Origin of the sequence: Actinomycetospora endophytica, assembly GCF_021026375.1 — a bacterium.
Lineage (GTDB): Bacteria > Actinomycetota > Actinomycetes > Mycobacteriales > Pseudonocardiaceae > Actinomycetospora > Actinomycetospora endophytica.
In genome coordinates this window covers 299,044-320,750 of the sequence record NZ_JAJNDB010000007.1, presented here as the reverse complement: position 1 = coordinate 320,750, position 21,707 = coordinate 299,044, and the positions used below count along the sequence as shown (strand labels likewise).

General features: G+C 74.3%; 21 protein-coding genes and 1 pseudogene. 10 read left to right on the top strand and 12 right to left on the bottom strand.

Annotation, left to right across the window (positions count from 1 at the left end):
* Nucleotides 1-89: 89 nt before the first annotated feature.
* The 3 genes from LQ327_RS27835 to LQ327_RS35045 form a co-directional block, all read right to left on the bottom strand.
* On the bottom strand, nt 90-1,133 hold the full coding sequence (locus tag LQ327_RS27835) for an alcohol dehydrogenase catalytic domain-containing protein (protein ID WP_230739061.1): 1,044 nt from the start codon (nt 1,131-1,133) through the stop codon (nt 90-92).
* A 212-nt stretch (nt 1,134-1,345) separates the two neighbouring features.
* On the bottom strand, nt 1,346-3,202 hold the full coding sequence (locus LQ327_RS35050; RefSeq protein ID WP_230739060.1) for an AAA-type ATPase lid domain-containing protein: 1,857 nt from the start codon (nt 3,200-3,202) through the stop codon (nt 1,346-1,348).
* A gap of 261 nt (nt 3,203-3,463) precedes the next feature.
* Nucleotides 3,464-4,720, bottom strand: a complete 1,257-nt coding sequence (locus LQ327_RS35045) for an ROK family transcriptional regulator (protein WP_230739059.1) — start codon at nt 4,718-4,720, stop codon at nt 3,464-3,466.
* 50 nt (nt 4,721-4,770) lie between these two features.
* On the opposite strand from LQ327_RS35045, the gene LQ327_RS27820 reads away from it, so the two are divergent.
* Together LQ327_RS27820 and LQ327_RS27815 are read left to right on the top strand one after the other, a co-directional pair.
* Nucleotides 4,771-5,391 carry an HAD-IA family hydrolase gene (locus LQ327_RS27820; RefSeq protein ID WP_230739058.1) on the top strand — a complete coding sequence of 207 codons (621 nt, stop codon included), beginning with the start codon at nt 4,771-4,773 and terminating at the stop codon, nt 5,389-5,391.
* Nucleotides 5,392-5,425: 34 nt separating this feature from the next.
* Nucleotides 5,426-6,658: an MFS transporter gene (locus LQ327_RS27815; protein WP_230739057.1), complete on the top strand. Its 1,233-nt coding sequence runs from the start codon at nt 5,426-5,428 to the stop codon at nt 6,656-6,658.
* Here the strand turns inward: LQ327_RS27815 and LQ327_RS27810 are convergent, their stop codons facing one another.
* Together LQ327_RS27810 and LQ327_RS27805 are read right to left on the bottom strand one after the other, a co-directional pair.
* Nucleotides 6,659-8,410, bottom strand: coding sequence for a proline--tRNA ligase (locus tag LQ327_RS27810; protein ID WP_230739056.1), 1,752 nt, complete (start codon nt 8,408-8,410; stop codon nt 6,659-6,661).
* Nucleotides 8,411-8,487: 77 nt separating this feature from the next.
* Entirely contained in the window at nt 8,488-9,948 is a 1,461-nt protein-coding gene (locus tag LQ327_RS27805; RefSeq protein ID WP_230739055.1) for a hypothetical protein, read from the bottom strand.
* 394 nt (nt 9,949-10,342) lie between these two features.
* On the opposite strand from LQ327_RS27805, the gene LQ327_RS27800 reads away from it, so the two are divergent.
* Nucleotides 10,343-10,570, top strand: a complete 228-nt coding sequence (locus LQ327_RS27800; protein WP_230739054.1) for a hypothetical protein — start codon at nt 10,343-10,345, stop codon at nt 10,568-10,570.
* A 60-nt stretch (nt 10,571-10,630) separates the two neighbouring features.
* Nucleotides 10,631-11,338, top strand: coding sequence for a hypothetical protein (locus LQ327_RS27795; protein ID WP_230739053.1), 708 nt, complete (start codon nt 10,631-10,633; stop codon nt 11,336-11,338).
* Between the two features lie 70 nt (nt 11,339-11,408).
* Here the strand turns inward: LQ327_RS27795 and LQ327_RS27790 are convergent, their stop codons facing one another.
* Genes LQ327_RS27790 through LQ327_RS27780 form a run of 3 tightly spaced genes read right to left on the bottom strand, consistent with a single transcriptional unit; the run spans nt 11,409 to nt 13,843 of the window.
* Nucleotides 11,409-12,491, bottom strand: coding sequence for a class I tRNA ligase family protein (locus LQ327_RS27790; RefSeq protein ID WP_230739052.1), 1,083 nt, complete (start codon nt 12,489-12,491; stop codon nt 11,409-11,411).
* Between the two features lie 15 nt (nt 12,492-12,506).
* On the bottom strand, nt 12,507-12,989 hold the full coding sequence (locus tag LQ327_RS27785) for a LapA family protein (protein ID WP_230739051.1): 483 nt from the start codon (nt 12,987-12,989) through the stop codon (nt 12,507-12,509).
* On the bottom strand, nt 12,986-13,843 hold the full coding sequence (locus LQ327_RS27780) for an SDR family oxidoreductase (protein ID WP_230739050.1): 858 nt from the start codon (nt 13,841-13,843) through the stop codon (nt 12,986-12,988). The genes LQ327_RS27785 and LQ327_RS27780 overlap by 4 nt, the downstream gene beginning before the upstream one ends.
* A 98-nt stretch (nt 13,844-13,941) precedes the next feature.
* On the opposite strand from LQ327_RS27780, the gene LQ327_RS27770 reads away from it, so the two are divergent.
* Nucleotides 13,942-14,769 carry a LysR family transcriptional regulator gene (locus tag LQ327_RS27770; protein WP_308286390.1) on the top strand — a complete coding sequence of 276 codons (828 nt, stop codon included), beginning with the start codon at nt 13,942-13,944 and terminating at the stop codon, nt 14,767-14,769.
* A 32-nt stretch (nt 14,770-14,801) separates the two neighbouring features.
* Here LQ327_RS27770 and LQ327_RS27765 read toward each other — a convergent pair whose 3' ends face one another.
* The 4 genes from LQ327_RS27765 to LQ327_RS27750 form a co-directional block, all read right to left on the bottom strand.
* Nucleotides 14,802-15,278, bottom strand: a complete 477-nt coding sequence (locus tag LQ327_RS27765; RefSeq protein ID WP_230739049.1) for a hypothetical protein — start codon at nt 15,276-15,278, stop codon at nt 14,802-14,804.
* A gap of 4 nt (nt 15,279-15,282) precedes the next feature.
* Nucleotides 15,283-16,119 carry a heavy metal-binding domain-containing protein gene (locus LQ327_RS27760; RefSeq protein ID WP_230739048.1) on the bottom strand — a complete coding sequence of 279 codons (837 nt, stop codon included), beginning with the start codon at nt 16,117-16,119 and terminating at the stop codon, nt 15,283-15,285.
* Nucleotides 16,116-16,994, bottom strand: a complete 879-nt coding sequence (locus LQ327_RS27755; RefSeq protein WP_230739047.1) for a heavy metal-binding domain-containing protein — start codon at nt 16,992-16,994, stop codon at nt 16,116-16,118. The genes LQ327_RS27760 and LQ327_RS27755 overlap by 4 nt, the downstream gene beginning before the upstream one ends.
* Before the next feature lie 80 nt (nt 16,995-17,074).
* Nucleotides 17,075-17,773 carry a GntR family transcriptional regulator gene (locus tag LQ327_RS27750; protein ID WP_230739046.1) on the bottom strand — a complete coding sequence of 233 codons (699 nt, stop codon included), beginning with the start codon at nt 17,771-17,773 and terminating at the stop codon, nt 17,075-17,077.
* Between the two features lie 159 nt (nt 17,774-17,932).
* Here LQ327_RS27750 and LQ327_RS35340 point away from each other — a divergent pair.
* The 5 genes and pseudogenes from LQ327_RS35340 to LQ327_RS27730 all read left to right on the top strand — a co-directional run.
* Nucleotides 17,933-18,193 (top strand): annotated as a pseudogene (locus LQ327_RS35340) (hypothetical protein); the annotation flags it as partial.
* 230 nt (nt 18,194-18,423) lie between these two features.
* Nucleotides 18,424-19,164 carry an acyl-CoA dehydrogenase family protein gene (locus LQ327_RS35335; protein WP_372460771.1) on the top strand — a complete coding sequence of 247 codons (741 nt, stop codon included), beginning with the start codon at nt 18,424-18,426 and terminating at the stop codon, nt 19,162-19,164.
* 21 nt (nt 19,165-19,185) lie between these two features.
* A complete protein-coding gene (locus LQ327_RS27740; protein ID WP_230739044.1) occupies nt 19,186-20,052 on the top strand; it encodes a fumarylacetoacetate hydrolase family protein in 867 nt (288 codons plus the stop codon).
* A complete protein-coding gene (locus LQ327_RS27735; protein ID WP_230739043.1) occupies nt 20,049-21,029 on the top strand; it encodes an alpha/beta fold hydrolase in 981 nt (326 codons plus the stop codon). Before LQ327_RS27740 ends, LQ327_RS27735 begins: the two co-directional genes overlap by 4 nt.
* Before the next feature lie 14 nt (nt 21,030-21,043).
* The gene (locus LQ327_RS27730) at nt 21,044-21,652 is read left to right on the top strand and encodes a VOC family protein (RefSeq protein WP_230739042.1); all 609 of its coding nucleotides are present in this window, start codon (nt 21,044-21,046) and stop codon (nt 21,650-21,652) included.
* The last annotated feature ends 55 nt before the right edge of the window (nt 21,653-21,707 follow it).

Genomic DNA, 21,707 nt, shown 5'->3' with positions numbered 1-21,707 from the left:
AGCTCCCCGGACGACGATGGGCACGCCACGCAGGTTCCGAGCGCTCCGGACCTGCGTGACGTGCCCGTCATGATGAACCCGCGAGGGGCTCAGGGCGTGATGACGACCTTCAGCGCGAGGTTCGCCGCCGCGTTGCCGAAGACGTCGTAGGCCTCGTCGAACTGGTCGAAGTGGAACTTGTGCGTCCCCATCTTCTCGGCGGGGATGCGTCCGCTCGCGACCATCTTGAGCAGCGTCGGGATGGACACCGTGTCGACCAGGCCCATCGTCAGCTTGACGTTCGCGATCCACATGTCCTGCATCGGGATCTCGACCGGCGTGCCGTGGACACCGATGTTCGCGATCGTCCCGCCGGGCCGCACGAGCGACGCCGCCGTCAGCAGCGTCTCCGGGTAGCCGACCGCCTCGATCGCCACGTCGACGCCGAGACCGTCGGTCAGGCTCACGACGTCGGAGACGGTGCCGGGACCGACCTCGATCGCGTCCGTCGCGCCGAACTCGAGCGCCCGCTCCAGGCGGAACTTGTTGGAGTCGACCGCGATGACCTTCGAGGCGCCCCACAGCCCCGTCGTGAGGACCGCCGAGAGGCCGACCGCGCCGGCGCCGACGACCGCGACCGTGTTGCCGGGCCGGACCCCGCCGGCGAGGACCCCGACCTCGTAGCCGGTCGGCAGCGAGTCGGCGAGGAAGATCGCCTGCTCGTCGCTGACCGACTCCGGGACGGCGTAGAGCGAGGTGTCGGCGTAGGGCACGCGGACGAGCTCGGCCTGGGTGCCGTCGATCAGGTGGCCGAAGATCCAGCCGATGCCGCCGACGGTCTGGCAGTGCGACGGCATCCCGCGCTGGCAGTACTCGCACCGGCCGCACTTGGTGATCGCCGGTACCAGGACGCGGTCGCCGACCGAGAAGCCGCGGACCGCGTCGCCGACCGCGGTGATCGTCCCGACCGCCTCGTGGCCGAGGATCCGGCCGTCGGTCACCGCGGCGACGTCGCCCTGCAGGATGTGCAGGTCGGTCCCGCAGATCGTCGTGGTGTCGACCTTCACGACGACGTCGGTGGGCTCCTGGACCTGGGCGTCCGGGACGTCCTCCCACGCCTTGGAACCGGGACCGTGGTAGACAAGGGCCTTCATGGCAGGGACCTCCCGTGGCTGCGCTGCGACGCGACCGACGCTAGTGGCGCAGGACACAGCGGGACTGTCCGATATCGAGACGATCCGCCCCGGCCCCGCGGCGCCGCCGACCCTCGACTGTCCCGCGCGTGGGACAGGTCAGGTGCGCTGCGCGCCGGTGAGCAGAAATTGACGCCTGGGCATCAATTTCTGCTCACGAGCGCGGAGCGCACCTACGCGATGTAGCTGATCCCGAACGCGTCGATCTTGCGGTAGAGCGACGACCGGGCGATGCCCAGCAGCGCGGCGGCCTTGTACCGGTTCCCGCGGGTCTCGTAGAGCGCGTGGATGATCGCGTCGGCCTGGGCGGTCTCGAGCATCGTCAGCCGCGGGGCGCTGGTGAAGCAGAACGCCGGGAGGTCGGGCGCCTGCACCACCCCGACCGGCTTGCGCGCCACCACGTAGCGCAGCACGTCCTCGAGCTCGGCGATGTTGCCCGGCCACGAGTAGCCCTCGAGCACCCGCACCACCTGGTGCGACAGCCGCAACGACCGCGCCCCGCTCGTCGAGCGCAGCACCGACCGGGCGATCTCGGCGAGCTCGTCGGTCCGGTGGCGCAGCGCCGGCACCCGCACGGTCTCGTGGAAGTGGCGCAGCAGCAGCCCGTAGGGCCGGCCGGCGTCGACGGACGCGCTGTCGAGGCACCCGACGACGACCACGCGACCCGGTAGCGCCGTGTGCGGCCGCAGCGCCTCGTCGAGACGCCGGGCGCTGCGCGGGGTGAGCGCGTGGACCTGGTCGAGCAGCACCAGGTGGACCTCACCGCCGACCTCGCCGACGAGCCGGTCGTCGTCGGGACCCGCGTGCTCCCCGAGCGCCGAGCAGTCGACCGCCGTCGACGTGCCGGCCGGGAACAGGTGGCCGAACCGCTCCCGGGCCAGCGTCCGCTTCCCGACCCCGGTCTCTCCCACCAACAGCAGGTGACGACGGTGCGCGAGCGTCGCGGTGACATCGCGGCGGGCCCGGACGTAGGGGCTGAAGAGCTCCTGGTTCGCCCGCAGCCGCGCCTCCTCGGAGGCTTCCCGGGACGGGCGTCGGTGCAGGTCGGCGGCGAAGTCCCGCCGGACCGTCGGCGCCACGTGCGAGCCCTGACGACGGCGGGCCTCCCGGGCCGCCGACGAGCCCTGACCGGCCCCGACGTGCGTCTCGACCGGCGTCCCGCCCAGGACCGCACCGACGACCTCCCCCGCCTCGCCCACGACCTCGCGGATGCGGACCTCCGCGCACAGTCCCGACGGCAGGTCCAGGTGGCGGGCCGCGCCGGTCTCGTCGAGGAGCACGCTGGCGGTGAGCAGGTCGTGCAGCGACTGCTGGTCGGGCGGCGGCAGCGCCTGCACCCCGCGGCCGACCCAGAGGTCGTCACCCCCCGCGGCCAGCACCCACGGCACGCCGTCGGCGCGCAGAGCCGCCGTCGCGTCGTGCATCGCCAGCACCCGCCGCTGCCGTGCCCGCTCGTCGTGCTCGGTCACGCCCCGGGCGAGCGTCCGGGCCAGCGCCAGCGGCGTCCCGCCCTGCTCGGCGGCATGGGTCACGACGACGACGGCGGCCCGGTGCGGCCCGCGCGTCACCGGCGCGGCGGCGTCGCGCAGGACCCGCAGCGCCGGATGGAGGTGCTCGGGGCCCTCGACGAGCACCGCCCGACGGGTCTGCCGGGTGAGCGCAGCGGCGGTCGTCCCGACCGAGCGCTCGTCGTGGCGGTGGCCCGGGACCCACCAGGCGGCGTCGAGCAGTTCGACGGGCGCGGTGGCGGTGTCGTGGCGGATGCGCAGCGTGCCGTCGTCGGAGACCAGGCCGACCGAGCACCCGGCGTCGGGGTTGTCGGTGACGAAGGCGCCCAGCACGGCGTCGGCCGCGGCGAGCAGCGGGCCGCCGTCGTGGTGGCCGACGAAGGGCGCCGGGCCGCCGTCGACCCCGCCGCTGCGCTCCCACGACGCGAGCACCTCGGCCCGCACCTCGTCGGGCACGAGCGCCGACCGGCCGCCGCGCAGGAAGCGAGCGCGCGCGGCGTCGAGATCCCGCTCGCGCACCACGCAGCGACGGTAGGCCGGACGTGCGGTCCGGCACCACCGCCAGGTGGCTACGCCGAGCGGGCGCCCCGGCCCCGAACTGTTGATCATCAGCACATGGCGCATGTCTAGAGCGACGTGGGCCTGGCTGAGGTACTCGTGATCATGTGGGGGTCGACGGCCCCATCCACGGTGGGCACCATCCCGCAAGCCGGAACGACCTGCGTCGCGTGCTGATGATCATGACGGGCCCAGGTTGGGGCGTGGCGCGCATGGCTCAGCTTGTCAGCCGATGGCGCGCGCCAGTCCCTCCGCGCTCGTCACGTCGTCGAGGGCGAGCGCGACCGCACCGTCGAGCGGCGCGTCGTCGCCGTGGACGCCGTCGAGGACCGGGGTCGGGTCGGCCCGGCGGAACGCCATGAGGCCGCGCTCGTAGGCCTCGTCGAACGCCGGGCCGCGCAGCCGCGGGGCGAGGCCGCCGAGGACGACGACCTCCGGGTCGTGCGCGTTCACCAGCCCGGCCACCCCCCGGCCGAGCGCCGCGGCGACGCGAGCGACAGCGGCCAGCGCAGCCTCGTCGCCGGCGTCCGCCCGGTCGAGGATCTCGGTGGCGAAGGTGCGGGGGTCGGCGGGCGGGTCGACGCCGAGGTGGCGGGCGAGCGCCCGGCCGTCGAGCTCCGGCGCCCAGCAGCCCCAGGCCCCGCACGCGCAGGGGATCGCCGGGTCGCCGAACGGCAGGTGCCCGAACTCCCCCGCGGCCCCGTGCGCGCCGAGCTGCGGGCGTCCGTCGAGGAGCAACGTCCCGCCGATCCCGACCTCCACCGTCAGCGACAGCGCCGTCCCCGCCCCGACGGCCGCGCCGGTGCGGGCCTCGGCGAGCCCGGCCAGGGTCGCGTCGTTGCCGGGCAGCACGGGGATCTCGGGGTGGTCCGGGCCGGCGACGAGATCGGCGGCGATCGGGGCCCAGTCGAGCTCGGTGGCGCGGACGAACACGTCGTCGGACAGCGGCGCGGGGACGGCGAGGCCGAGCGCGAGGGGTGGTCGTCCACCGCTCCCGTTCGGGACGAACGACTCGTTCGTGCCCGTAGACGCCACGAACGAGTCGTTCGTCCCGGGAGCTGCGGGAGCGGCGGCGCCGATCGCGCGACGCAGCTGCTCGGTGAGGTCGTCGCCGCGCCGACCGGAGCACAGCACCGTCGGGACCCCGTCGAGACCCGCGACGGCGAGGCGCCAATCCTCGTGGCGCAGGTCGAGCGCGAGGACGCGGGGGCCGTCCGGAGCCGGACGCAGGCACGTCGTCGGGCGGCCGCGCCCGCTGATCGGCGCGCGGTCCTCACAGAGCCAGCCGGACTCGCGCAGGCGGGCGACGGTCTCGGTCGTGGTCGCGCTGGACAGGTTCAGCCGCGTCGCGAGCTCGACGCGCGTCAGCCCGGGTGAGCGGCGGACCTCGTCGAGCACACTCGCGCTGGTGCGCCACCGGTCGACCCGGGCGCGATACGGCTCACAGCGTTCGCTGCTCTCGCCGCTTCCCACGATGCCCACGTCCTCATTATGCTCGGATGGCGAGGAAAAGCGTGGGGAGGGGACCGGCCATGACCCGCACGAGCGATCGCCCCACGGTCGAGGCGTTCGCCGCGGTGCTGTTCGACATGGACGGCACCCTGGTGGATTCGGACGGCGCCGTCGAGCGGTCCTGGCGGACGTGGGCGCGGGAGTACGGCGTCGACGCCGAGCAGGTGATCGCCGTGATGCCGGGCCATCCCGCCGCGGACACCGTCGCCCGGATGCGCCCCGACCTCGACGCGGCCGCGGTCGAGGCGGCCGCACAGGCCCAGCTCGAGCGCGAGTACCACGACCTCGACGGCGTCGTCGCCACGCCGGGCGCCCTCGCGCTCGTCGCCGAGCTCGACCGCACCGGCCGCCCGTGGGCCGTCGTGACCAGCGCGGACGCCCGGCTGGCCGCGATCCGGCTGGGCGCCGCGGGCATCCACGCCTCGGTGGTGATCGACCGCGGCGCCGTCGTCGCGGGCAAGCCGGATCCCGAGGGCTACCGCCTCGCCGCCGCCCGCCTCGGCGTCGACCCGGGCGACTGCCTCGTCGTCGAGGACACCCCGACCGGCGCCGCCGCCGGCCGCGCGGCCGGAGCCACGGTCGCCGGCCTCAAGGGCATCACCGCCGACGTTCCCCTCGCCGCCCTCACCGACCTGTTCTGACCCCCTCTCGAGCCTGCCCCCGGAGGCCCCTGCAGTGAGCACATCCGTCGAGTCCCCCACGACGAGCACGTCGGGGTCGACGACCACCCGCACGCCGCTCGGCGGGCGCGTCCCCGCCGGGGTCAGCCTGGCCGCGCTCTCGCTCGGCGGGCTCGCGATCGGCACCACCGAGTTCGCGAGCATGGGCGTGCTGCCCGGCTTCGCGTCCGACCTCGGGGTCTCCGTCCCGACGGCGGGTGCGGCGATCAGCGCCTACGCGCTCGGCGTCGTCGTCGGCGCGCCGCTGATCGCGCTCGTGGGCGCGCGCTGGCCCCGCAAGCGGCTGGTGGTCGCGCTCGCCGTCATGCTCGTCGTCTTCAACGCGCTCTCGGCGCTCGCGCCGGCGTTCCTGCCGTTCGTGGGTCTGCGCTTCCTCGCCGGCCTGCCCCACGGGGCCTACTTCGGCACCGCGGCGGTGCTCGGCTCCGCGCTGGTCCCGCCGGAGAAGCGCGCCCGCGCACTGGCCACCGTGATGCTCGGGCTGACCGTCGCGAACATCGTCGGCGTCCCCGCGGCCACGTGGCTGGGCGACACCTTCGGCTGGCGCAGCGCCTACGTCGCCGTCACCGCTATCGCGCTGATCACCGTGCTGGCCGTGACGACGCTCGTACCCAGTCCGGCCGGCGACCGCGGCGGCAGCCTGCGCGGCGAGCTCACCGCGCTCACCCGCCCGCAGGTCTGGCTGACTCTCGGCGTCATCGCCGCGGGCTTCGGCGGGTTGTTCGCGGTCTACAGCTACATCAGCCCGATCCTCACCACCCAGGCCGGGGTCTCGACGACGCTGGTGCCGCTGCTGCTCGGCGCGCTCGGCGTCGGCATGACGATCGGCAACATCGCCGGTGGGCGCTTCGCGGAGCGCGCCCCGCGGGTGACGATCGCGGTGGCGCTCATCGTCTACTCGGCGGTGCTCGTCGGCTTCGTGTCCGGCGCCCACCACGTGGTCTCGGCGACGATCGGGCTGTTCGCGCTGGGCTTCGTCGGGATGTCCGCCGGGCCGGCGCTGATGGGCCGGCTGATCGACTTCGCCGCGGAGGGGCCGTCGCTCGCGGCGGCGAGCTTCCACTCCGCGTTCAACGTCGCGAACGCCCTGGGCGCCGCGCTCGGCGGAGCGGTCCTGGCCGCGGGGCTGGGCTACGACGCGCCGGCCGCGATCGGTGCGGTGCTGCCGGTCGTCGGGCTCGTGGTGTTCGCGGTCAGCGTCGGGATGGAGCGCCGCCGCCGGGCGTGATCAGGACCCGCCGGTCAGCGCCGCGACCACCTCGTCGACCGGCACCTCGCGGCGCTCGCCGGTCGCCCGCTCGGTGACCTCGACGACGCCGTTCGCGAGGCCCCGCCCGACGGTGATCGAGGTCGGGACGCCGATGAGCTCGGCGTCCGCGAACTTGACCCCGGGCGAGGCCTTGCGGTCGTCGAGGAGCACCTCGAGGCCCGCCTCGGCGAGCCCGGCCGCGATCGTCTCGGCGGCCTCGCTCTGCGCGGCGTCCTTGCCGGCGATCACCAGGTGGACCTCGAACGGCGCGACCTCGCGGGGCCAGACCAGGCCCTTGCCGTCGGCGTGCTGCTCGCAGATCGCGGCGACCGCGCGGGAGACCCCGACCCCGTACGAGCCCATGGTCACCGTCACCGGCTTGCCGTCCGACCCGAGCGCGGTCAGGCCGAGCGCTTCGGCGTACTTGCGGCCGAGCTGGAAGATGTGGCCCATCTCGATGCCGCGGGCGGCGACGAGCGGGCCGGCCCCGTCGGGCGACGGGTCGCCGGCCCGGACGTCGGCGGCCTCGATGGTGCCGTCGGGGGTGAAGTCGCGGCCCGCGACGAGGTCGACGACGTGGCGGCCGGGCTCGTCCGCGCCGGTCACCCAGGCGGTCCCGGTGACGATGCGGGGGTCGACGAGGTAGCGCACGCCGTTCTTCGCGAGGCCCACCGGACCGATGTAGCCCTTGGTCAGGAACGGGTTGGCCGCGAAGTCGGCGTCCTCGAGCAGGGCGACCTCGGCGGGTGAGACGGCGGCCTCGAGGCGCTTCATGTCGACCTCGCGGTCGCCGGGCACCCCGACGCCGAGCAGCGTCCACTCGGTCTTCCCGGGCAGCTTCGTCTTCACCATGACGTTCTTGAGCGTGTCCGCCGCGGTGAACCGCCGGCCGAGGCCGAGCGTGTTCACGTGCGCGACGAGCGTGTCGATCGTCGGGGTGTCCGGGGTGTCGTAGACGACGGCCTCGGGCTTGTCGGCGATCGACTGCTCCGGCGGCGCGGGCGTCGTCACCGCCTCGACGTTCGCCGCGTAGCCCGACTCCAGGCACCGCACGTAGGTGTCCTCGCCGGTCTCGCACGGCGCGAGGAACTCCTCCGACGCCGAACCGCCCATCGCCCCGGACATCGCCGAGACGATCTGGACGTCCAGGCCGAGCCGCGAGAACAGCCGCTGGTAGGCGAGGCGGTGCGCCGCGTAGGACTCGGCCAGCCCCTCGTCCGAGAGATCGAACGAGTACGAGTCCTTCATGACGAACTCGCGCCCGCGCAGGATGCCCGCGCGCGGCCGCTCCTCGTCCCGGTACTTGGTCTGGATCTGGTAGAGCGTCACCGGGAAGTCCCGGTACGACGACGTCTCCCCCTTCACCATCAGCGTGAACAGTTCCTCGTGCGTGGGCCCGAGGAGGTAGTCCGCCTTCTTGCGGTCCTTGAGGCGGAAGAGCGCGTCGCCGTACTCGGTCCAGCGACCGGTGGCCTCGTAGGGCTCCTTGGGCAGCAGGGCCGGGAAGTGCACCTCCTGGCCGCCGATCGCGTCCATCTCCTCGCGGACGATGCGCTCGATGTTGCGCAGCACCCGCATGCCCAGCGGCAGCCAGGAGTAGATCCCGGGCGCCACCCGGCGCACGTAGCCCGCCCGCACCAGCAGCCGGTGGCTGGGCACCTCGGCGTCGGCCGGATCCTCGCGCAGGGTGCGCAGGAACAGATCGGACATGCGGGTGACGCCTCGTGCCATGTCCCGAGCCTAGCGACGGTGCACGAACCCGTTTCCGCGCGGCCCGCACCCGGCGGACGGGGCCGTCGCGACCGCGGCTAATGGTAGGTGACGAGGTCCGGCGCGGGGGCCAGCGCGAGCGCCTGCTGCGGGGAGAGCATCGGGGTGTCCTGGGTGTAGAAGAGCTTGAAGCCCAGGTGCATCTGCGCCGGTCGCTGGAGGTCCTTGTACTTGCCGAGCTTGTTCGGAGGGGCGCCGAAACCGTCGATGTGCTGCACGACGGCGAGCTGCGGCGGCGTCGCCAGGCGCTCCGGGTTGGTGATCATGTTCGAGGTGAACTGGTGCACCACGAACAGCTTCTGCGGGAGGTTGTCGGCCGCGACCATGCCCGCGAGCCACGTCGAGACCTGGTTGATCTCGTCGGCGGACACGGTGCCGATCTGCTGGCCCGGCACCTGCCCCGGCGGCATCCGCCACTCCGGGTCGAGCGCGAGGCTGACGTCCGGCTCCTTGAGCAGATCCGCCCACGGCCGGACCGCGGTCATGAAGTCGGTGCGCCCGGGCTGGATGTCGATGATCATCAGCTGCTTGTGCGCCCGTGCCGCCGCGAGGTACTGGCGGGCGGCGTTCTGGTCGATGTCGTGGTGGTAGTCGCCGTCCGGGCCGGGGCCCCCGTCCGCGACCCCGACGATCAGCTCCATCGCCGGCTGCACCGTGCGCCCGGCGGACGCGAACGGCGCCGCCGCCTGCTCGAGCTTCGTCGCCGCCTGCTCGGGGGTGCCCGCCCCGAGGACGCCGAGCCGGTCCGAGTCCGCGGTGCCGTAGTAGGCGACGACCCGGTAGTTCGGGAAGATCGTCGTGCCACCCCGGGGCAGCTGCGGGATCGGTGGTGGCGTGGGTGGAGCGGCCGGGACGGTGATCGCCGGGGTCGCCGCCGCGCGGGGAGGCGGCGCCGACGATGCGGCGTGGTCGGAGATCAGCGCGACCAGCCCCAGGAACACCGCCAGGATGAACGCCGCCAGCAGGAACGCGAAGAGCACCCGACGACGACGGCGCCGGTCCCGCACGATCCCGGGCCGCGGCGGCGTCTCCGGTGCGGCCTCGGGGTCGGTCTCCGGGTCGGCGACCGGGACGATCCTGTCCGTCCGCTCCGCCTCCGCAGGGTCCGCGACCGGGACGATCGTGTCCGTCCGCTCCGCCTCCGCAGGATCGGTGACCGGGACGATGGTGTCGGTGCGCTCCGCCTCGGCCGGCTCGGCGACCTTCGCGGTGGTGGAGGTGGTGTCCTCGCCGGCGCGGGTCCGGGTGGAAACTCCCGCCGGCGATCTCGTCCGCTCCTTCTCCGGCGCCGCCGCCACGGCCCCCGTCGCCGCGGCGGCACCTGTCGTGAGCTCGACGTAGCGCCGGGACTTCTTCTCCTTCCCCGGCGGGGCGGATGCGGTCGAGGGGCGCAGGGACGCGGTCTTCGCGCGGTCCGGCCACTGCCCGTTCCGCGTCGTCGGCTCGGTCGGTGCCGATGCCGTCGGAGCCGTGGTCTTCGCCGCTGCGGCCGCACCCACGCCGGCCGCAGCGGCGCCCGCGACCGCCGCCCCGGTGCCGTTCGCGCGGCCGGTCTTCTCCGCCGTGGTCGGAAGTCCTGGTGCGGAACCGAGTCGCGATGACTCGGTTGCGCCATCACCCTCGGACCTCGCCTCGCTCGGCGAGCCCGAAGGCTGCACCGCAGGTGTCCCGGAGCGCACGGTGTCCGGCTCGGTGGGCGTCGGCGGTTCGGGCGACTTGCCGCGCCGCTCGGCCGGGGGTGCGCTGCTCGCCGACACCCCGTTCGAGCGCGCCGGCTTCTCCGCCGTGGTCGGAAGTCCTGGTGCGGAACCGAGTCGCGATGACTCGGTTGCGCCATCATCCTCGGACCTCGCCTCGCTCGGCGAGCCCGGAGGCTGCACCGCAGGTGTCCCGGTGCGCACGGTGTCCGGTTCGGTGGGCGCGCCCGCCGCGTCCTCGCGTCGAGGCGCCGACGGACCGGAGCGCTTGACCGGCGACGGAGCCCTGGACGCGGCGTCCCGCTCGGTCGGCGCCGTCTCGTCCTTCGGCGACGTCCGCGACGAGGCGATCGCCGCTCCGACGGCCGCCGCACCCACCGCGGCCGCGCCGGCAGCCGCCGCCGGACCAGCCGTGGAGTCCTGACCATCGGCCACCGTCGTCGACGAGCCCTCCGCCCCGCCGACCGCTGAGCCCCGTCCCTCGGTGGCCGTCGCCGGGCTGCCCTCGGCCGGGACGTCCGGTGACGGGTCGGGCGTCGTCGTCCGTGCCGTCGTCGCTTCCGCGGGCGGAGGAGTCCGGCGGTCGTCGGCCGACGGGTCGCCGGTCCGCCAGGGTGGGACGCCGAGCATCGGGGGTCGTTCGGCGTCGGCGCGCGACGCCGGCGGCCCACCGGGCGGAGCGCCGTTCTCGGTCCGCTTCGCCGACGACGGGCGTCGGCTCCAGGGCATGCGGCGGCCCTCGCCGGGGCGGCGCGCGTCCTCCGACGGGCGGGCGGGTCCGGTCGAGCCTCGCGGGGGGACCGGGCGCGCGGACGCGCCGGAGGGGCGCTCCGGTGCCGGGGCATCGTCCGAGGCCGGAGCCGGGTCCGCCGCCGACGCGGCCCGAGCCGCTGCCGCCTCACCCGACGCCGACACCCCCGTCGCACCGGACGCCGACGCACCCGACGGCGACTCGCCCTCGTCGTCGGGCTCGTTCTCCGGCGAGCGGCGCGGCTCCGGGGCCTCGGTCGGCGCCTCCGCGACCATCGTCGAGCCGGATTCCTCCGGTGCCGCGGATGGGAGCTCATCCCCCTTCGCCGCCACGTACCGCTCCGGCGGCTTCAGGGTCACCTCGTCCGGCCCGCCCCAGCGCATCACGCCCACCTCCGCCTCCCCCGGGGCGGCGGACGGCCGCACCCCGGGCACACCGTAGGCAGCGAGCGCCGGGAATTCAGCACATCCGGCCCGCGTGTCACAGGCGCATCACGCGTAACAGAGGCGATTCAGGCCAATCCGAGCACGGACAGTGCCGTTCGCGCCGCTTCACCGCCCTCGCTCTCGGCGATCGCGAGGGCGGACGGGACGTCGAGGTCGTCGAGGAGGGCGGCGACGACGGCGTCCGCGGCCGCGTCCCCGTCGACGTGCCGCGCGGCCGCGGCGAACAGCCGCTCGAGGCGACCGGCGGCGGCGTCGAGCGCCCCCGGGGCGATGTCCCAGGCCTGCGCCCACGGCCGATCGAGCAGCAGGAGGCGCACCGCGGCGGCCGGGTGGGTCTCGAGGAGGTCGGCGACGAGGACGAGGTTGCCCGCCGACTTGGCCATCTTGGCGCCGTCCACGCGCACCGTCCCGACGTGCAGCCGGGCCCGCGCGAACGGATGCACCCCGGTGACGGCCTCGGCCATCGCGGCCATGCACCGGTGGTGCGGGTGGCGCAGGTCCGCCCCGCCCACGTGCAGGTCGACGGCGGGGCCGAGCACCGAGAGCGCCATCGCGGCGCACTCGGCGTGCCAGCCCGGGCGCCCGTCGCCCCACGGGCTCGGCCAGGCGGCCTCGCCGGCGGTGGCGGGCCGCCAGACGGTCGGGTCGTGCGGGTCCTCGGCCCGGGCGGAGACGGGGACCTCGGACGCGTCGGGATCGGTCGCGACGACGTCGAGACCCACCGCCGAGGCCCGCAGCAGGATCTCGCCGTCGCGCTCGTAGGCGACACCGCGCTCGAGCAGGGCGGCGGCGAGGCGGACGACGTCGGCGACGTGGTTGTGCGCCCGGGGCTGGTGGGTGGGCGGGCGGACGCCGAGCGCGGCCATGTCGCGGTCGAACCGGAACTGTCCGACCGCGGCGAAGCTGTCGAACCGTCGGCCGGCCCGCTCGGCGGCGGCGTCGAGGACGTCGTCGACGTCGGTGATGTTGCGGCAGGTCTCGACCTCGATGCCGATGCGGCGCAGCACCCGGGTCGCGACGTCGGCCCACACGAAGGTCGAGGCGTGGCCGAGGTGGGTGGTGTCGTAGGGGGTGATGCCGCAGACGTAGGCGCGGGCACGCCCGACCAGCGGCAGCGGTTCTCCGGCGAGGGCGAGGCGAGAGGTCACGCCCTCATCCTGCCCTCACCGTCGCGCTCTGCCGCCCTTCGAGGCCCGTCGCCACTGGAGCATGCGGGCCAGTCCCGGGATCGCGAGGAGCAGCACTCCGGCGATCGCCGCGAACAGCAACCAGATGCCGAGCGGCAGCTCCGCCTGCCAGCCCAGGAAGTAGACCCGGGCCGGCCCGAGGTTCTGCAGGACGAAGATCAGCAGGAAGATGAGGAGCACGGCGCCGACGATCAGCCCGACCCAGGCGCCGCCGATCCGGGTCACGCCCGGCCCGGACCGAGGGGCGGTGCTCGTGCGGGTCGGAGCGGCGCCCGACGTCGGGTCCACCGCACCCGACGTCGGGTCCGAGAGCTCACCCGCACCCGCCGTCCCACCCGGCAGCCGATCGGTCTCCCGCTCCACCGGGCGCGTCGTCGTGGACTCCGGGACCGCGGGCGAGCCCGGCGTCGTCGGGCCGTCCGCGGGGGACGGCGCGGTGAGATCGGGCTGCTCGCTCATGCGCACATCGTGGCGCGGGCGCCGTCGGGCCCACCAGTCACCTCTCCCGGGACGAGGTCGGTCCGGGGCGCCGTGTCGCGCTGGGCCGCCACCTCGGCCGACCGCTCCCGCAGCGCCTCGGTGATCAGCCGGTGGGCGTCGGAGCCGAGCACCAACCGCCGGGGCGGGTCCGGCCGCTCCCCCGCCTCGATCATGGCGGCGACGACGCGGCCCTGGTCGCCCGGCATGTCCGCGACGGAGATCCGCGGGCCGTGCAGGTGCTCGTAGGCCGGGAGCTCGTCGGCGTGCTGGGCGGCGTCGAAGAAGGAGGTGCGGATCATCCCCGGCTCGACGAGCACGGTCCGGATCCCGAACGGCGCGACCTCCGGCGCGAGCGCCTCGTAGAAGCCCTCGATGCCCCACTTCGACGCGTGGTAGAGCGAGAACGCCGGGAACGACATCTGCCCACCCATGCTCGAGACCTGCATGAGCAGCCCGCCGCCCTGCTCACGCAGGTGCGGAACGGCGAATCGGGCGAGGTGGATCGACGCGGTCAGGTTGACGGCGAGCATGTCCTCGACCTGCGCGTCGGTGAGCTCCTCCGCCGCCCCGAACGTCCCGGAGCCGGCGTTGGAGACGACGACGTCGATCCGGCCGAGCTCGGTGAAGGCGGCGTCGACGACGGCGTGGAGCCGGTCGGTGCCGGTGACGTCGAGAGCCGCGCGCCAGAGCCGGTCGCCGTGGGTCGTGGCGAGGTCGTCGAGCTGCTCGGGGCGTCGCAGGGTGGCGGCGACGCGATCCCCGCGGGCCAGGAGCTGCTCGGTGAGCTCGCGCCCGAAGCCGCGGGACGCGCCGGTGACGAACCATGTCTTCATGAGTCCATTGCGCGCCCCGGACGCCCCGTGATCAACGACCGTCTCCGCCACGCTGTGACAGGCTGAGCCTGTCAATCACTGTCAGCGAAGGAGCGCGGGTGGAGCTGCGTCAGCTGGAGTACGTGATCGCGGTGGCCGAGGAGCGCCACTTCGGGCGGGCCGCGGCCCGGATGCACGTGCGCCAGCAGTCGGTGAGCGAACAGATCCGGCGCCTCGAGCGCGAGCTCGGCGCCCCGTTGTTCGGCCGCACCAGCCGTCGGGTGGAGCTCACGACAGCGGGTGAGGCGTTCCTGCCCGAGGCGCGCGCGACGATCGCGGCCGCGCGTCGTGCGAGGGACGCCGCGACGGGGCACGCCGAGCTCCGCGTCGGGTACGCCGAGGACCTGGGCACCGACCTGTTCACGCGGGCCGCCGCGGCCGTGCCGCCGGTGCACGTCGTCCCGGTGCCGATGTCGAGCCCCGAGCAGCTGACCGCGCTCGTCGAGGGACGACTCGACGCCGGGTGGGCGTGGGAGCCGGAGCTGTCGGCGGAGCTGGCCTCGGCGCTCGTCGGGCGCGAGGAGGCGGTGATCGTGCTGGCCGCGGACGACCCGCTGGCCGACCACGCAGAACTCGACCCGACCGCCCTCTCCGGACGCCCCCTCGCCGTCGTGCCCCGCTCGGTGAACCCGTGGCTGCACGACCGCTTCGTCACCGGTCTGCGCGAGCGGGGCGCCGACGTCGTCGCGACCCACGAGGCGCTGCGCCTCGACCGGCTGGTGCCGCTGGTGGTCTCCGGCGTGGCGTTCGGGATCACCCAGCGGCGCTCACTCGCGGGTGGGGTGCCGCCCGGGGTGGTCGTGCGGCCGCTCGCCGGGGAGCCGCTGCTCGTCGAGCACCGGCTGGTGTGGCGGCGGGACGCGCCGAACGCGCTGACGCGCATGTGAACGAATGTGGTCGCCAGGGCGACCACATCTGTTCACATGCGAAGCCACCGCTCGAACGCCTGCCGGGCCGAGGCGTCACGCGCGGCGATCGCGGACAGGTCCTCGGCCAGCGCCTGCAGCCACTGCTCGACGTCGACCCGGCGCCGGCTGATCACGACCCCGCCCGACACCCGCCGGACCTCGGCGTGCACCCGCTCGCCCTCGGCCCGCAGTTCCAGGTCGCGGCCCTCGCCGTGGACCAGTACCGACTCGGCGCGGCCCTCCCGCCCAGCGAGCCGGTCGGACAGTCCCCGCCGGTAGCCGACCTGCACGGTCCCCGGTGGGAGCGCATCCCCGAGGGCACCGGAGAGCACCCGGGCGTAGGAGGCGACGTCGGCGCGGTCGGTGCGCAGCGCCTGGGCGAGCACGGCCACGTCGGCCATCGGACCGAGGCCGGTCGGCTCCACCCCGCCCGCACCGGACGCGCGCGGCTCCAAGGCGCCACCCCCGTCGTCGGGACCCGTCGTCATACCCTCACCCGTCCGTCAGCGGCAGCACGAGCTGCGGGGTCGGGATGTGGTGGTCGGCGCGCAGCGGGCGGACCGCGGTGCCGATCGCGAAGAACTCCGTCGTGTGCCCGCCCCAGCGGTGACCGTGCGCCCGCAACCGGACCCCGACGATGCCCTCGGCGTGCAGCGCCTCGGCCTCGGCCTGCATGCGGCTCATGGCGAGCTCGCGGGCGTCGTAGAGCCCCTCGGTGTACTGCGGCAGCTCGACGTTCTGCCCGATGTTGCTCATCGCGCGGAACATCCCCTGGTGCGCGATGTGGTAGACGCAGGTGCCCATCACCATGCCGAGCGGGGCGTATCCGGCCTGGATCAGCGTCCAGAAGTCCTGCCCGGAGAGGTCGGAGGTGAAGGGCTGACGGTGGACGTTGCGCCAGGACCCGCCCTCCGGCGGCGCGCTCTCCGCCGAGACCGCGGTCCCGACGGCGATGAACTCGGCGAGATCGTTGCCGAACTCCTTGAACTCGATGTCGAGCCGCACCCCGACGATCCCGTCGGCGCCGAGCTGGTCGGCCTCGGCCTCCATGCGGGTCATCGCGAGCTCGCGGGCGTGGTACATCGCCTGCGAGAGCGTGTCGAGCTCCTGGTTCTTCCCCCAGCGGCCCACCTGGAAGCCCACGTGGTAGATGCTCGAGCCCAGGACCAGCCCCAACGGCCGGAACCCGGCCTCGCGCACCAGCAGGAACTCGTTCACCGAGAGGTCCGAGGTGAACATGCTCGTCGCCTGGCCGGGCCGCATGTGGGCCAGCCGGCGCATGGCGTCGGACGGGACTCCCGTCGCGGTGGGTGCGTCGGACTCGGTCACGAGGTCTCCCGGGTGGGGCGCAGGGGCAGGAACGTCAACGACGACGTGGTCGCGGGGGTCGTCGGATGGTCGACGGCGAGCAGGGCGTTGCCGAAGACGGTGGCCTCGGCGATGTGGTCGCGGTGGTTCTCGGACGGTTCGATCTCGTGCATGCCCACGCCCATCGCGGAGACGATCGCGCCCTCGGCGCCGATCGCCCGGATGCGCCCGGCGAAGTCCTTGCGGGCCTGGGCGCGGGCCGCCGTCACGAGCTGGGTGTAACCGGTGACCTCGGTGTTCCCGCCCATCCAGGACACCTGGTTGCGCGTCCGCATGTCGTCGTGGCGGACGAGCATCGCGATCCCGTAGGCGATGCTGACCGGCAGCCAGCCCGCCCCGAGGAGCTTCGCCACGTCCTGACCGGCCAGCTCGGTGCAGAACGGCCGCGGCGGGCGGTCGTGCGCACGGCGGGACCGGACGGCGGTGCCGAGCGCGGTGAACTCGCGGCTGCCCTGGTCGAACGGCGTCGCGGCGAGGGTCACCCCGACGACGCCGTCCGCGCCGATCCCGGAGGCCTCGAGCTGCATGCGGTGCAGCGCGGTGTCGTAGCCGTGGCGCAACGCGTCGACGTAGGGCGCGAAGGCGGGCACCGGGGTCATCGGGCCCAACGGGCCGCCGAACCCGCCGCCCCACGCCCCGCAGCCGCCGTACCCACGCCAGCCGATGTTCTCGACGATCGAGCCCATCACCTCGCCGACCGGCTCGAACTCGGTGGCCGAGAGCCCGGCGGCCGAGGGCACGGTCAGCATCGAGGTCCACGGACCGCCCGACGCGGCACGACGCACCCGCTCGGCGGCGACCGGAGGCAGGCCCCGGCCGTCCCACTGATCGGACACGCCCGCAAGCTACACCCGCTCCCTGGGACATCCCTGCTGGTCAACGGGGGTTTCGCCGGGTCTGCGACGCGCCGTCCGGTTCACGCCGTGGCGTCCTGCCCGCTCCACTCCCGACGACGGGTCGCGTCCAGCGAGCGCATCCCCTCGAGCATGGTCGCGAGGTTGTTCTCGAGGTGCTCGCGCACGGCGGCCCGGACCTGCTCCTGGTCGCGGGAGCGGGCGGCGCGCACGAGCTCGTCGTGGGCGTGCGCCCGGTGCGCGGCGAACGACTCCGGGGCGCCGACGGGGTCGAAGACCAGCCGCGTGTAGCGCTCCGAGGCGTCCCACAGCGGGGCGAGCATCCGGCGGTCCCAGCCGCTGGCGGCCGGCTCGATCATCGCGGCGTGGAACTCCCGGTGCGGCGCCCAGAACGCCTCGCCGAGCACCTCGCCGAAGGTCGCGCGGACCATCCGGTCGAGCTCGTCGACCTCGGCGTCGGTCCGGCCGGGCGCAGAGAGCGCGGCGAGCTCGGGCTCCACGGTGATCCGGAGCCGGTAGATCGCGCGCAGGTCGTCCGCGTCGAGCGGGGTGACCATCGCGCTGCGCGACGGGCTCAGGGTGATCAGCCCCTGGGCCTCGAGCTGGCGTAGCGCTTCACGGACCGGGACGTGGCTGACGCCGAGCTGTTCGGTCAGCGCCGGGACCGTGAACGGCTGCCCGGGCGGCAGCTCGCCGGACAGGATCGAGCGCCGGATCTCGTGCAGCACGAGGTCGACCGCCGAGGCCTTGCGCGAGGCCACCGACCGCACCCCGGAACCCGCATCGCCCGCCACGCCCACCCCCGTGATCTCCCGGTACGCGGAGCAGCGTAGCGCAGATTGACAACTTATAACTTAGCGCCCTAGCGTCGAGCGTGGCGCAGGTCACGCCGTCCGTGACCACCGACCGGAGGTGCCCGCATGTCCTCGACGTCGATGTCCGACTGCTCGCTCGACCGTCCCGGCACGTCCGACGAGGCCCGTGCCCTGCGCGCGGAGCTCGTCGGACGGGCCCGCGAGATCGTCCCGGTGCTCGCCCGCAACGCCGCGCAGACCGAGGCCGACCGTCGGGTGGTCGAGGAGAACATCGAGCTGATCGACCGGGCCGACCTGTTCGCGATCATGAAGCCGCGGCGGCTCGGCGGGCTCGAGACCGACATGCGCACCAAGCTCGAGGTCTCCCGCGAGCTCGCCCGCGGCTGCGGCTCGACGTCGTGGGCCGCGACGCTGATGAACGTCTGCTCCTTCTTCGCCGGTCTCTATCCGGACCGGGCGCAGCGCGATCTCTGGGCGGACTCCCCGGGTGACCGCATCGCCGGCGTGCTCGCCCCGACCGGCGAGGCGACGCGGGTCGAGGCCGGGTACCGCCTGTCCGGGTCCTGGGGCTGGGCATCGGGCTGCCTGCACGCGCAGTGGGCCGTCGTCGGGTTCCCGGTGCCCGACGAGCGCGGCGAGATCGTCGACCAGGGCCTGGCGCTGGTGCCGATGAGCGAGCTGTCGATCTCCGACACCTGGTACGTCGCCGGCATGCGCGGGACCGGGTCGAACACGCTCGTCGCCCGGGATGTCTTCGTCCCCGGCCACCGGGTGATCTCGATCCCGGCGGCGATCGGCGGCCGCTACGCCACGGAGCACACCGACGAGGCGCTCTACCGCTCGGCATTCATCCCGGTCGCGGCGCTCGTGCTGGCCGGCCCGCAGCTCGGGCTCGCCCAGGCCGCGCTGGACCTGGTGATCGAGAAGGCGCCGAAGCGCTCGATCTCGTACACGTTCTACGAGGTCCAGACCGAGGCGCCGACGGTGCAGCTCGCGGTGCCAAGGCCGCCTCGCTGGTCGACGCGGCCCACCTGTTCGCCTACCGCGCGGCCGCCGACATCGACCAGGCCGCCGTCGACGGCGTCTATCCCGACTACGCGGCGCGGGCCCGCGTCCGGATGGACACGGGCGCGGCGATCGAGAACGCCCGCGAGGCCATCCGCGTGCTCGTCTCGGCCCACGGCGCGTCGTCGTTCGCGGAGACCAGCCCGCTGCAGCGGATCTGGCGGGACTCGGAGGTCGCGTCGCGCCACGCGGTGATCAGCCCGGCGATCTCGACCGAGGTGTACGGCCGGGCCCTGCTGGGCCTGACCGACGGCGTGACGGCGCTGGTCTGACGGGTCGGGAGGACCTCCAGCATGCGAATCACCACTGTCAGCGGCCGGCTCACCCTGCTCGAGCCCGGCACCGATCCCGACGAGCCCCGCGGGATCGACGTCGCGGACGCCTCCGGGGGCCGGTTCGACGCCGACCCGCAGGCGGTCTACGCCCGGTGGGACGAGCTGCGGGCCTGGGCCGCGGCCGCGTCGTTCACCTCGGCGGCACCGCTCGACCCGACGGCGCTCGGGCCCGTCACCCCACGCCCGACCCAGGTCTTCGCGATCGGCCTGAACTACCGCGACCACGCCGCCGAGTCCGGCTTCGAGCTGCCGAACGAACCCGTCGTGTTCACCAAGTACGCGTCCAGCTTCACCGGCCCGCGCGGCGACGTCCGGCTGACCGGCGGGAACGTCGACTGGGAGGTCGAGCTGGTCGCGGTGATCGGGGCGGGCGGGCACCGGGTCGCCGAGGCCGACGGCTGGGACCACGTCGCCGGCCTCACGCTGGGCCAGGACCTCTCCGACCGGGTCGCCCAGTTCGCGGCACCCCCGCCGCAGTTCGGGATGGGCAAGTCGTTCCCCGGCTTCTCCCCCGTCGGCCCGGCCCTGGTCACCACCGACGAGCTCCGGGCGGACGGGATCGACCCCGACGACCTCGAGCTGGGCTGCCTGGTCAACGGCGAGAGCGTCCAGAAGGGCCGGACCTCGGCCATGATCTTCTCGGTCCCGGCGCTGGTCGCGAAGCTCTCGGCGATCGTGACGCTGCTGCCCGGCGACGTGATCTTCACCGGCACGCCGTCGGGCATCGGCGCGGGCATGACGCCGCCGCGCTTCCTCGCCGAGGGCGACGAGCTGACGTCCTGGTGCACCGGCATCGGGCACCTGCGGCAGCGGTTCGTGTCATGACCGGCTACCTCGAGGCCGAGGACCGGCCCGGCACCTTCGTCCCGCACACGTTCGACGAGCACACCGTCGACCTCGGCGAGATCCGCATGAACTACGCGGTGGCGGGTGCCCCGTCGAACCCCGCGCTGCTGCTGATCCCCGGCCAGACCCAGTCCTGGTGGAGCTACGAGCCGGTGATGGGCCCGCTGGCCGAGCACTTCCACGTGCACGCCGTCGACCTGCGGGGGCAGGGCCGCTCGACCTGGACCCCGGGCCGCTACACGATCGACCTCTTCGGCGGCGACCTCGTGCGCTTCATCGACCTGGTGATCGGCCGGGAGACGCTGGTGGGCGGGCTGTCCTCGGGCGGCGTGCTGTCGGCGTGGCTCTCGGCGTTCGCGAAGCCCGGGCAGGTCCGCGCCGCGCTCTGGGAGGACCCGCCGTTGTTCGCCTGCGAGCGGACGCCGGCGATCGGGCCCGGCATCGGGCAGGCGATCGGGCCGCTGTTCGCCTGCTGGCACAAGTGGCTCGGCGACCAGTGGTCGATCGGCGACTGGCCCGGCGCCCTGTGCGCCATGCCGACCGAGATCCCCATGGAGCTGCTGCGCGGCCTCGCGGCGATGATGCCCAGCGACGACGCCGAGGCTCCCGACGCGGGGCCACCGCAGAACCTCCGCGAGTACGACCCCGAGTGGGCGCGGGCCTTCGTCACCGGCGCCGCGACGGCGTCGTGCGACCACGCCGCGATGCTCGCGCGGGTCCGCGTCCCGGTGCTGTTCACCCACCACTTCCGGACGGTGGACCACGGGACCGGCCGGCTGATCGGCGCCTCGTCCGACGACCAGGCCCGTCGCGTGCGGGAGATCGTCACCGCCGCCGGCGCCCCGATCGAGTACCGCTCCTTCCCGGACATGCCGCACTCGATGCACGAGCACGACCCGAAGCGCTACGTCGAGACCCTCCTCGAGTGGGTCGCGACCCTCGACCGTCCGCAATGACCGGGAGGACACCGATGCCCACCGAGAACCGTCAGACCCCGATCATCCCGCCGCGGCTGCACCACGCGACGTTCCTGACGCTCAAGCTCGACGAGATGGTCCGCTGGTACGGGATCGTCTGCGGGCTCCACCCGGTGCACTACTCCGCGGGCGCGGCCTGGCTGACCAACGACGAGGCCAACCACCGGATCGCGCTCATCGCCCACCCGGCCGTGCACAAGCCGGTGAACAAGCCGACCAGCGCGGGGCTGCACCACACCGCGTTCGAGTACGCGGGCTTCGGGCAGTGGCTCGACAACTACGCCCGGCTGCGGGGCCACGGCATCACGCCGTTCATGTGCCTCGACCACGGCATCACGATGTCGATGTACTACGCCGACCCGGAGGGCAACGGCGTCGAGATCCAGTTCGACGCGTTCGGCGACTGGGCGGTCTCCAAGGAGTGGATGTGGGCCTCGCGCGAGTTCGCCGAGAACCCCATCGGCGAGTGGTTCGACCCGGACAAGCTCCTCGAGGCCCGCGAGCAGGGCCTGTCGCCGGACGAGATCCACGAGGGCGCCCGCGCGGGCAAGTACCGGCCGGAGCACCCGCCGGCCGACCTGCTGCTGCCGGAGGTCTACTGAGCGGGTTCGGCGGGCCGGCGGGCGTGCCCGGCCCCGCCCGCCGACCAGGGGCACA